At 56.4% G+C, this 12,071-nt stretch carries 7 protein-coding genes; 4 read left to right on the top strand and 3 right to left on the bottom strand.

Annotated features, from left to right (window positions below; genetic code table 11):
- Positions 1–58 precede the first annotated feature (58 nt).
- The 3 genes from PbB2_RS03930 to PbB2_RS03920 all read left to right on the top strand — a co-directional run bounded on the left by PbB2_RS03930 (position 59) and on the right by PbB2_RS03920 (position 4,967).
- Positions 59–1,798, top strand: coding sequence for a patatin-like phospholipase family protein (locus PbB2_RS03930; RefSeq protein ID WP_108984007.1), 1,740 nt, complete (start codon positions 59–61; stop codon positions 1,796–1,798).
- Between the two features lie 113 nt (positions 1,799–1,911).
- Positions 1,912–2,703, top strand: a complete 792-nt coding sequence (locus PbB2_RS03925) for a hypothetical protein (RefSeq protein WP_133245705.1) — start codon at positions 1,912–1,914, stop codon at positions 2,701–2,703.
- Between the two features lie 164 nt (positions 2,704–2,867).
- Positions 2,868–4,967 carry a M3 family metallopeptidase gene (locus PbB2_RS03920; protein WP_238164842.1) on the top strand — a complete coding sequence of 700 codons (2,100 nt, stop codon included), beginning with the start codon at positions 2,868–2,870 and terminating at the stop codon, positions 4,965–4,967.
- 125 nt (positions 4,968–5,092) lie between these two features.
- On the opposite strand, the gene aspS is transcribed toward PbB2_RS03920, so the two are convergent.
- Positions 5,093–6,892, bottom strand: coding sequence for an aspartate--tRNA ligase (aspS, locus tag PbB2_RS03915; RefSeq protein ID WP_108984004.1), 1,800 nt, complete (start codon positions 6,890–6,892; stop codon positions 5,093–5,095).
- A gap of 188 nt (positions 6,893–7,080) precedes the next feature.
- Here aspS and rnd point away from each other — a divergent pair, with 188 nt between their 5' ends.
- The gene (gene rnd, locus PbB2_RS03910; protein WP_108984003.1) at positions 7,081–8,268 is read left to right on the top strand and encodes a ribonuclease D; all 1,188 of its coding nucleotides are present in this window, start codon (positions 7,081–7,083) and stop codon (positions 8,266–8,268) included.
- Between the two features lie 17 nt (positions 8,269–8,285).
- On the opposite strand, the gene PbB2_RS03905 is transcribed toward rnd, so the two are convergent.
- Positions 8,286–9,791: a Ppx/GppA family phosphatase gene (locus tag PbB2_RS03905; RefSeq protein WP_108984002.1), complete on the bottom strand. Its 1,506-nt coding sequence runs from the start codon at positions 9,789–9,791 to the stop codon at positions 8,286–8,288.
- Position 9,792: 1 nt separating this feature from the next.
- The gene (locus tag PbB2_RS03900; protein WP_108984001.1) at positions 9,793–12,063 is read right to left on the bottom strand and encodes an RNA degradosome polyphosphate kinase; all 2,271 of its coding nucleotides are present in this window, start codon (positions 12,061–12,063) and stop codon (positions 9,793–9,795) included.
- Positions 12,064–12,071: the final 8 nt, after the last annotated feature.

Genomic DNA, 12,071 nt, shown 5'->3' with positions numbered 1-12,071 from the left:
CGGGGAATCAGGCCACCTTGGAGCATGAACGGATAATGTTTCAGGGTGGCAATTTCTGATGACCGGGCTCGACCTTGCCAGTCTTCCTTTCTTGCGTGATGCCGGTGCGGCCGCGCTCAAGGACGTCGAAAAGTCAGCAATCTGGTATTCTTTGCCCGGCGGCTGGCCCCTGTTTCAGGAAGGTGAACCGGCTGACACGCTATGGTTTGTTCGCTCTGGGTCGCTGGGCGCGTTTCGTCGTGGCCTCGATGGCAGCAAGGAATTCATTGGCCATATTCGCCAAGGAGAGCCGGTGGGTGAGATGGCCTTGGTGGCCGGCGAACCACACTCTGCCTCGGTATTTGCCTTGCGCGATACTGAACTCTTGGCTCTTGACCGTACAGCCTTCAACAGGCTGATCCGACGCCACCCCCAATTGATGCAGAATCTGGCCCGGACCATGCTGTTCAGGTCGCGCCAGAACCGGCGGCGCAATCCCCGCGCTGACCCCCGCGTATTCAGCCTAATTGCCGCCTCGCCCACATTGGACATCCATAAGCGCGCTGAGACCTTAAAGCAGGGTCTGGCGAAACTGGGTAAGCGTGCCATTGTCGTTGGACCAGAAGCTGCCAGCCAGACCGCAAGCTGGTTTGACGAGATTGAGGCTTGGAACGACATCGTACTTTTGGCAGCCGATCTGAGTGATGGCGCATGGCTGAAACTATGCCTACGTCAAGCTGACCGATTATGGATTTTCGGCCGGGCAGAGACGGCGCCACCAGAAAGCCTGTTGCCTGACACCGCTTCTCCAGCCCGGCAATTTCAATTGGTCGACACAATTCTTGTGGCCCCTCAAGATCGGGCAGCGGTCCTCGCCAAAGGCAGCACGGCTGCTGACTGGAGTGCAGCTACCAAATCCCAACGGCTGTTCCATTGGCGCCAAGACGAACCAAAAGATGTTTTGATGTTGGCCCGCATTCTGACCGGCACATCAATCGGATTGGTATTGGGTGGCGGTGGCGCACGCGCTTATGCCCATATTGGCGTTGTCCGGGCGCTGCGCGAGGCGGGGATTTCGTTTGATTTTGTCGGCGGCACCTCGATGGGAGGGGTGATTGCCGCCTGTGTCGCCTTGGATTGGGACGATGGCGAAATCGAGCGGCGCATCTGGGACAGTTTTGTCCGCAACAATCCGCTCAATGATTATGTATTGCCGGTGGTGGCCATGACGTCAGGCGCCAAGGTTGACCAGCGGCTGGCGACAAATTTTGGTGACGTTCTGATTGAAGATTTGCCGCGGTCTTTTTTCTGTCTGTCGACCAATCTCACTTTGGGCAGCCCAAAGCTGCACAGATCTGGTCGATTGCGCGACGCATTACGCGCCTCCATTGCCTTGCCGGGCATTCTGCCGCCCGTGGTCTCGGGGGAAGACATTTTGGTGGATGGTGCAGTGCTCGATAATTTTCCAATCAACGCCATGATCGACCTGCACCGCGGGCCAAATATCGGGGTGGATGTTACCCGTCAGCGTGCGTTAAACCCCGAGGAATTTCGCAAGCCTGAAAGTTTCTTCAGTTGGATCACGCGCCATGGCCTGCATGCGGCTCCGCCAATTGCCGAATTGATGATGCGATCGGCAACAGCATCGCTTGATCCTGCAAAATCACGTGAAAAGACCGACCTGTTGATTGTCCCTGACATGGCAGGGATACAATTGCGTGATTGGAAGGCCTTTGATGCGGCCGTGGAGACGGGTTATCGCGCAGCAACGCGTGCCATTCAAAACATCCCAAACGGTCTGCGCCCACTCCTGAGTTAGGATTTGCGGCAGGATCACGGCATGCGACCTGCGGATGAGACGATTTTCGCGTCAAACATGCCCATTTTCTGCCGCAACCGCCCTCTAAAACCAAGCTTGCGACATGCAAACGTTTGGACGGGGATTTACCTTTGCGGATCATGCTGGCTTCGGGCGCTGCGCTGGCTTTGTTGGCGGCCTTTGGTCTTGGAATTGTGGTGGGTAAATTTGTTCTCTCGCCACACGAGACAATTGCGACGGCACCCACCAATGCAATCATGGGCCCGGCCGGGCTGGATAATCCGCTGGCGGACCCCGATGCGGTTATGTCCACTGACCCAAGTGTGACGGCGACAGCCCCGCCTCCTGCCCCCCTGCCGCCAGCAACCGGACCGAATGAAGTGGTGATCCCAACACCGGGACTGCTCGTCAATGGCGTGACACCACGCACTGAATCTGACGCCGCCATGGCTGCGGTCAACCCAGCTGGACACTGTGACATCAAGGTCAGTCAGCCAAGCGCGATCCGGTCTTGGAAACAGGTTGATCGCGTCACCATTATGGCAACAGGAACCGATTGCGCGTCAGGCAGTATCCGGATCATGTTGGAAACCGGTGAGGGCCGCGCGCTCTATACCCTGCAGGCCCCAGCGCGGGATTTTGGTATTCCTGCAACGGCCAGCTCAGACCAAATCCGCGACCGCTTGACCACCTTATTGCCCGCCAATGCGATCAAAGCGTCAACCTATCCTGCGTGGCCTGAAGGCAGCGAAAGCCCGACCCGAGCTGAATTCACGCGCGAAACCTATGAGGCCATCCGGCAGGCTGACAGCCCTGTTGTGTGCCTGAAACTGCCAACTTCCGCTCAACGCTGTGTTGCCCAGGACCCGCGCTCTGGCCAATTCCGTGTGTTTGCGCGCGGCTAAGCAATGATCACGTTTTCGTGATTAAATTGCAGTCATGATTGAGATCTCCTCGTGCATCAGCCACGAAACTCGTCCAATCTTGCCTCGACCGCATGCATGGGTGCGGAGCATATCGAGGTGAGGAAGATATGGAACGTTGCGATTTTCTGGCCGGGAGTGTGGCAATGTTGACTCTAAGTGCAGCGCCGGAGGCCATGGCAGCCAAAGCCAAGAAGAAGGCTGCTGGCCGTGCCAATCCCCTCTTGGCGGAATGGAATACGCCGTGGGGTGTTCCCCCCTTCAATCTGATCCAGACCCGTGATTTTGAACCGGCGCTGCGTGTCGCCATGGCAGAAAAGCTCGCCGATATTCAGGCGATTTCGGCAGCCAAAACCCCTGCGACCTTCGAGACTGTTATTGTACCGTTGGAGAAATCGGGGCAGCGCCTGACCCGGGCCACCACGGTCTTTTACAATTTGACCGGGATGATGAGCACGCCTGACCTCCAGAAAATTGAAGGCAAAGTGTCGGCCAGCCTGTCTCAGCACGACAGCACCATCAGCCAGGATCCCAAAATCTTTGCCCGGGTCAAAGCAGCCTTTGACAGTCGCGAAAGCCAATCCCTCAATCCAGCCCAGACCCAGCTTCTGGAAGATACTTACGCCGGCTTTGTCCGCAATGGGGCATTGCTAAACCCTACTCAAAAGAAGCGATTGGCAGATATTGATGCCCGCCTCACCCATTTGCAGGTGCAGTTCGGCCAAAATGTGCTGGCTGGACAATCAAGTTTTGCGCTTCCCTTAAAGACGAAAGAAGATCTTGCGGGGCTTTCAGACAGTTTCATTGCGGCAGCCGCTGCCGAAGCCAAAGAACGCAAGATCGATGCGCTAGGGGTTGTCACCTTATCTCGCTCCAGTTTCGAGCCGTTCCTGACCATGTCGACCCGCCGGGATTTGCGCGAAGCAGTTCAAAAAGGCTGGATGGCGGTATCAGGTACCCCCGGCCCAACGGACAACCGACCCTTGATCCCCGAAATTGTCGATCTGCGCAATGAAAAGGCCCGCCTATTGGGCTTCAAGAGCTTTGCCCATTATCAGCTTGACAATAAAATGGCCAAAAGCCCCGAGGCGGCCATGGATATGATGCTGGGCGTATGGGCGGCATCTCTGGCTACCGCCAAGCGTGAGCGCGCCATGCTGCAGGAATTGGCCGCCGCCGATGGCCTGGATGGCCCAATCAAGTCGTGGGACTGGTGGTATTATGCCGAAAAGGTCCGCAAAGCCAAATATGATGTCGATGAATCCGAGACCAAGCCCTATTTCGAACTGGGCAATATGATCGAGGCCATTCATTGGCATGCCAACCAATTGTTTGGCATTTCGTTCAAGAAAATCACTGGCGTTCCGACGTGGCACCCGGATGTGGTGACCTATGAAGTCAGCGATCCGTCCGGTAAGCCCATGGCGCTATGGTATGGCGATTTCTTTGCCCGCCAAACCAAGCAATCGGGCGCTTGGATGAGTAGTTTCCGCGATCAGCAACGCCTGATCGGCGACATCAAGCCTGTGGTGTTCAATGTGTGCAACTACACAAAGGCCCCGGCAGGTCAGCCCAATCTCTTGAGCCTCGATGACGTCACCACCTTGTTCCACGAGTTCGGCCATGCGTTGCACGGTATGTTATCGGACGTCACTTATCCCAGCCAGTCGGGCACAAATGTCAAACGTGACTTTGTCGAATTCCCCAGCCAGCTCATGGAGCATTGGGTGACCACACCTGAAATCCTGACCCGCTTTGCCAAGCATCACGCGACTGGTGAGATCATTCCAAGGGCTCTGGTCGACAAAATCATCGCCGCGCGCAATTTCAATCAGGGCTGGGCCACCAGCGAGTTTATGATGGCTGCCATCATGGACATGAAGATGCATATGATTGAAGGCCCAGCGCCCAAAGATGTCGATGCTTGGGAAAACGACATCTTGGGCGGGATTGGGGCCATACCTGAAATCGTCGTGCGCTATCGCCCCGGCTATTTCAAGCACACGTTCGAAGGTGGTTATGCCGCGGGCTATTATAGCTACATCTGGGCGGCTGTGCTGGAGTGCGATGCCTTCCAAGCCTTTGTTGAGGCCGGCAATGTCTATGACAAGGCCACGTCAGCCAAGCTGAAACGCTATATCTTCGCCAGCGGTGGCCAAGCCGACCCATTGGCCAATTATGTCGCTTTCAGAGGTCGCGCGCCAGGCGTTGACGCGCTTCTGGCAGACCGGGATTTGCGCGTCTAACCCATAATGCCCGACATGGCAGGTCCCAACAAAAGTTGGGCCTGCCCGCGTCTGACCCATGTATGGTTTGTGAAGCTGCGTCCTCAACCTAGACCTATAGACCGGGAGAGAGGCCTTAGGCTGATTTAGCTATTGGCCTTTTTGTCATCATGGACCACGCGCAGGCCCAATTCGCGCAATTGCTGCGGGGTGGGTAGGCTGGGGGCCCCCATCATCAGGTCTTGCGCATTCTGGTTCATCGGGAACATGATGACATCGCGGATATTGGCGGTGCCAGCCAGCAGCATCACCATCCGCTCAATCCCCGCCGCACAGCCCCCGTGCGGTGGCGCGCCATAACGGAAGGCATTGACCATGCCACCAAAGCGGGCCTCGACTTCTGAGGCCGGATAGCCTGCCAATTCAAACGCTTTGAACATGATCTCGGGCTTATGATTGCGAATACCCCCTGAGACCAGCTCATAGCCATTGCAGGCCAAATCATATTGATAGGCATAGACGCTCAACGGATCGCCCTGCAAAGCCTCAAGCCCGCCCTGCGGCATCGAAAACGGATTGTGGCTGAAGTCGATCTTACCGGTTTCTTCGTCACGCTCATACATCGGGAAGTCGACGATCCAGGCAAATGCGAAGCGGTCCTTTTCGGTCAGCCCCAATTCATCGCCAATCACCATGCGCGCTTTGCCCGCAATACGTTCAAACGCCTGTGGCTTGCCACCCAAAAAGAAAGCGGCATCACCTGATTGCAAGCCCAATTGCTGGCGGATGGCCTCCGTGCGTTCTGGCCCGATATTCTTGGCCAAAGGCCCTGCAGCCTCCAGGCCCGAGCCATCTTCGGCTTGCCGCCAGAAGATGTAACCCATGCCGGGTAAGCCTTCCTTTTGGGCAAAGGCATTCATACGGTCGCAGAATTTGCGGCTGCCGCCACCAGGGGCAGGAATGGCGCGCACTTCCGTCCCGGGCTGTTCCAACAGATTGGCGAAAATCGCAAAGCCAGAGCCTTTGAAATGCTCGCTCACAAGTGCCATTTTGATCGGGTTGCGCAAATCAGGCTTGTCGGTGCCATACCACAGCGCAGAATCCTTATACGAAATCCGCGTCCAATTGCGATCAACCTTTTTGCCTTGGCCAAATTCTTCAAACACCCCGGCAATCACCGGCTCCATCGTGTTGAACACATCGTCCTGAGTGACAAAGCTCATTTCAACATCAAGCTGGTAGAAGTCGGTGGGAGAGCGATCCGCACGGGGGTCTTCGTCGCGGAAGCAAGGCGCAATTTGGAAATAACGGTCAAAGCCCGCTACCATGATCAATTGCTTGAACTGTTGGGGTGCTTGCGGCAGCGCGTAGAATTTGCCGGGGTTTAGGCGACTGGGAACCAAAAAGTCGCGCGCGCCCTCAGGGCTGGATGCTGTCAGGATTGGTGTTGTAAATTCCGTAAAGCCCTGCTCCATCATGCGACGGCGGAAGCTGTTCACCATTTTAGAGCGCAGCATAATGGTGTTGTGCAACGTCTCGCGGCGCAGATCGAGGAAACGATAGCGCATGCGAATGTCTTCGGGATAATCGGGCTCACCAAAGACCGGCACTGGCAATTCATTGGTGACTTCAGAGTGCACCTCAATGCTGATGACGCGCAATTCAATCTCGCCGGTGGCAAGCTCTGGATTGATGGTTGCAGGATCGCGCGCGATCACCTCGCCCTCAACGCCTATGACGCTTTCAGCCCGCAACCGGGTTAAGCGGTCAAAGCTGGGATTGGTTGGTCCGCAAACAATTTGGGTAATGCCATAATGGTCGCGCAAGTCGATGAAGGCGACCCCGCCATGGTCACGACGGCGGTGAATCCAGCCGGCGATCTTGACGGTTTGACCAACATGTTCGGCGCGCAGGGCACCGCAAGTATGTGTACGAAAGGCTGACATGGTGTGGGGCCGATTCAATAAGGGAGTTTGAGTGCGCGATAGACCCTTTGGCGGCCAAAAGGTCAAGAAAAGAGGGCAGAAGCCGCCATAAGTCAAAATCGACCGCCAAGCGAAAAAATGTGCATTTAGCCACTTACCGGCGAGTTTACCCCCTCGCACTTTCCTGCATTCCGCGTCATAGCTTCTTTATGAGACTTATACAGACGACTCAACAATTGGCTGAAGCGTGCGCGGCGATCGCCCAGCAGCTTTATGTCGCGGTTGATACCGAGTTTCTGCGCGAAACCACTTATTGGCCACTTCTTTGCTTGATCCAGGCTGCCGCAGGTGATGTGGAAATTCTGATCGATCCCTTTGTTGAGGGCCTGTCGCTTGATCCATTCTTTGCCTTGATGGCCAATCCAGACGTCATGAAAGTGTTTCATGCGCCGCGACAAGACTTGGAAATATTCTTCAGGCTGATGGAGGGGCGATTACCGACACCGGTATTTGATACCCAAACGGCAGCCATGGCCTTGGGACTGGGTGAGCAAATTGCCTATGACGGTTTGGTCATGGCTATGCTCAATCGGCCTGTCGACAAAACCCATCGCTTCACTGACTGGAGCCGTAGGCCCTTGTCGGAAAACCAGCTGGCCTATGCACTCGCCGATGTGACCCATTTGCGCGACCTGTACCCGAAAATGCTGACCCAATTGCAGCAAAAGGGCCGCATGGAGTGGGTTAGCGAGGAGATGAAGGCGTTTGAGGATCCTGCTACCTATGACACCACGCCAGCGAATGCGTGGAAGCGTCTAAAGCCAAAGCGTTTCTCGGCTGATTATTTGGCAGCCTTCTTTACAGCCGCGACGTGGCGAGAGTGGTTTGCCCAAGAACGCGACGTACCCCGCGGGCGCATCCTTAAAGATGACGCCATTTACGAGATTGCCGAGCAACGGCCCCGCGATGCCGACGCCATGGACCGGATGCGCGCTTTGCCCAAGGGCTTTGGTCGTTCCAAAGGCGGGGTGCAATTGCTTGAAGCTCTCAATGAGGCTCTGGATGATCCCAACCAATTTGCGCCAAAGGTAGAGCGGTCGCCGCCAAGCCCACCTGGCTTGGGTCCAGTGGTGGAATTGTTGAAAGTGCTGTTGCGGTGTGAAGCCGAACGTCTGGGTGTGGCGTCAAAATTGCTCGCCACTGTTTCTGACCTTGAAGCAATCGCGGCCAGTGACGATGCCGATGTGCCCGCTATGAAGGGCTGGCGGCGCGAAGCCTTTGGCGAGAAGGCTCTGCAGCTTAAGCGCGGCGAGATTGGTCTGGTCATGAAGGGCAAGCGCGTGCGCGTTTTTGATGTGGCCAGTGAAACCATCGTCGAAGATGGCGAGCCTGACTGATCAGACCGCACAATGGGTTATTCGACCAGTGTGGCCACCGGGGTCTTCAAAATCTGACCCAATTGATCAAGCCGTTTGAGGGCCTGTTCGGCAAATAGGCCCTTCATGGCAGGGTTGGTAGACAAGGTCAGTTTGCCGTCGCGATGATTGAGCCGGGTTTGGGTTAGGATTTTGGCCGATCGGCCTGAAAGGTCTGCGCCCAGTCGAATTGCTGCACCCAGTGCGTCTGCCCGTACAAGGCGCTCTTCGTCCAACAGACGCTTGACCAGATTGGGCTCAATTTCATCGAGTTTGGCGCCATATCGGCGCGCGCACACTCTGGCCAGAAACACCCGCTCGATATGGGACGCAGCCGGATAAGGCGCCCGAAGCACGATCTCGAAAGCAATGCGTGCACGGTCGTCAGGGTGCAATGTGGCCCCGATGTCGGCCAGCATACAGGCTGCAGCACGCAATACTTCACCACGGCGGGCCGGGAACAGTCGTGGCAAATCCTCAAACACGGGCATCACCCACCAGAACAAGGCTTCGCCAAACTCCCGCATCCGTGGATCAGATCCGAGCATGGCAATCGCGCCAGCCACCAAGGGATCCTGCGCACGTTCTTCTGGGCTGAGTGCTTCGAACAAAATGCCTTCACGTAGGCCATGGGACGAAATGACCACGCTGTCGAACTGACCGTGGTCAAGAAGGGCGCGCATTAAGGTTGCTGCATAGGGCAAAGTGTCGGCCCGCTTGCCAATTGATCCGTCAATTCGTTCAAGCGAACGCTTAGATTGGCCCGCGACAAAGTCACAAATCGTCAGGGCCTCGGCCCGGCTCATCGCATAATTATGCAAGACCTGCAGCGGATAATGGCGGGTGATCATATCGATTTTGGCAATGGCCCGCCACGCACCGCCAACAGCATGCAACTCGGTTCCCTTGCCAGCAGCCAACACATCCGACCGGGTCAAGATGTTATCGATGCGCTGGCGCACGTCGCGGGTGTCGAACACATCGCCAACCCCCATCGCCAAAGGGCCCAATTGCCAACTTTCAGCTTTGCCCGGTCCTTCGGGGCTGAGCGTGACCAATTCAAGACTGGACCCGCCCAAATCACCGGCGACACCCCCTGCCCCCGGTGCACCTGCCAAAACGCCCAGGGCAGACAGGCGTCCCTCCTCTGCCCCAGAAATGATGCGCACATCAAAGCCTGCTTCGCTGCGGATCTGATTGATGAAGTCAGGCCCATCACTGGCATCACGCACGGCTGCTGTGGCCACGGCATGAATGGTTTGAACGCCAATGGCATCGACCAGGAGCCGGAAACGGCGCAAGGCTTCAAGGGCCCGACGGACACCATCGGCATTAAGACGACCTGTCTCGGGCATGCCACGGCCTAAACCCGCCAGCACCTTTTCATTGAGCACCGGCGCGTTTGCCCGCCCTTCGACGCGGTAAATCACCAGACGCACCGAGTTCGATCCAATGTCGATCACAGCCTGATCGCGCAGCGGGTTGAAGACAAAACGATTGGGCATGTTAGGCCTTGGCAGCGCGAGCAGACTTGCGCGTGGGCTTGACCCTGGGTGCCTGGGGTCGTGTCAGACTGGCTGCCCGCCCCCGGCCTGAGAGGCTGGGGTTTTCCATAAACCAGGTATGGACATTGAATGGTGCGGCACCAGACGCAGATTGTACCCGCCGATAAGTGCCGTCGGACTGCATCTGCCAACTTTGAGCTTCATCGGCAAGATTGGCGACCATGATTTGATCAAGGATTTGCTGATGCACGGTCGGGTTTTCAATCGGCACCAAGGTTTCCACCCGCCGATCAAGGTTGCGCGGCATCCAGTCGGCGGACGAAAAATAAACCCGTGCCGACGGACTGGGTAAAGCCGCGCCATTCGCAAAACAGACGATGCGGGAATGCTCAAGGAAACGACCAACAATCGACTTCACCCGAATATTGTCTGACATTCCCGGAACGCCAGGGCGCAGACAGCAGATGCCGCGAACGACAAGATCGATGGGGACCCCTGCTTGGCTGGCCTCATAGAGCTTTTCAATCACGACCGGATCAACCAGCGAGTTCATCTTCGCCCAAACCCCGCAGGGCTTACCGGCCAAAGCCGCATTGATTTCCTTATCAATCAGACCCAAGAGCACCGTCTTCAAATTGACAGGCGAAACCGACAGCTTTTCCATTTGGGCCGGCGTGGCATAGCCAGTTACAAAATTGAACAAACGGCCGGCATCACGACCAAAGGCCGGGTCTGCGGTAAAAAGAGACAAGTCGGTGTAAATACGCGCGGTGACAGGGTGATAATTGCCGGTGCCAAAATGGGCGTAGGTGCGCAAGCTGTTGCCTTCACGGCGCACGACAAGAGAGACTTTGGCATGTGTCTTCAGATGCACAAAGCCATAAACAACATGGACCCCAGCCCGCTCCAGATCGCGCGCCCATTTCAAATTGGCTTCTTCATCAAAACGGGCCTTAATCTCCACCAAAGCCGTCACCGACTTGCCCTGTTCAGCAGCCGCAATCAGGGCAGCCACGATCGGTGAATCTGTCGAGGTGCGATACAGGGTCTGCTTGATCGCCAGTACATTTGGGTCACTGGCAGCTTGCCGGAGAAACTGCACCACGACATCGAAGCTCTCAAACGGGTGGTGAACCAAGATATCTTTGGCACGAATGGCGGCAAAGCAATCTCCGCCAAAATCGCGAATCCGTTCGGGGAAGCGGGCAACATAGGGCTTGAATTTGAGTTCTGCCCGGTCGTCAGGAATGATCTGGCTCAATTGAGCAATGCCCAATATCCCATTCACCCGCACTACTTCATTCGGTGCGGCGCGCAATTGTTCAATGATGAAGGCTTGCAAATCGGGCGGCGTACTGGCCTCAATCTTCAGGCGGACCACATCCCCCTTACGCCGCTCCCGCAGGGCGGCCTCTGCTTGGCGGACAAGGTCTTCAGCCTCTTCTTGTAATTCGACATCGCTGTCGCGGATGATGCGAAACGCCCCCGACCCGATCACCTCATAGCCGGGAAACAGCGTATCGGCGAACATCCGGATCGCAGTCTCAACGGGCACAAATCGCCTCACCCCATCGAGGACCGGTAAGGGCATGAAGCGGGCGGCATGCATCGGTACTGGAACCAAAGCGGTCATCAACCGCCCGTCTGTCTCCCGCCGCAAACGAAAGGCAACGGTGAAGCCGAGATTGGGAATGAAGGGAAACGGGTGAGCCGGGTCAATCGCCAGTGGCGTCAAGACCGGAAATAATTGGGTGAGAAAATCATCGCGCAGCGTATCACGATCAATCTCGCCAGCTTCCTCGGCAGATACTACGGCGAAGCCAACTTCACGCAATTCCGCATGTATCGCCTGCCAACAGGCTTGCTGGCGATCCATCAGAACCGAGGCCACTTTGTTGATACGTTCCAATTGTTGGGTCGGGGTCAGACCATCCTGTGAGGGCGTCTTAATGCCATCGCGCACCTGCTCACGCAGACCCGAGACGCGTACCATGTAAAACTCGTCGAGATTGCTGCCGCAAATCGACAAGAAGCGCAGGCGCTCCATGATCGGATGGTTGAGATTTTCAGATTCATCGAGCACACGGGCATTGAAGGCCAGCCACGACAATTCTCGATTGAGGTAACGTTGCGGATCTGGAACCAAATTGCCGGCCACCCGCGCCTTAGGGCGCCGCACAGGGGCTTTGCGCGTTACCAGCCGATCATGGGTAATCGGCAAACCCTGTACTGAGGGCGTGGTCGAATCGACAGGATCAGAAATCTTGGTCATGACGTGGG

Source organism: Candidatus Phycosocius bacilliformis, assembly GCF_003112735.1.
GTDB lineage: Bacteria > Pseudomonadota > Alphaproteobacteria > Caulobacterales > Aquidulcibacteraceae > Aquidulcibacter > Aquidulcibacter bacilliformis.
This window is presented reverse-complemented; position numbering and strand designations above follow the sequence as displayed.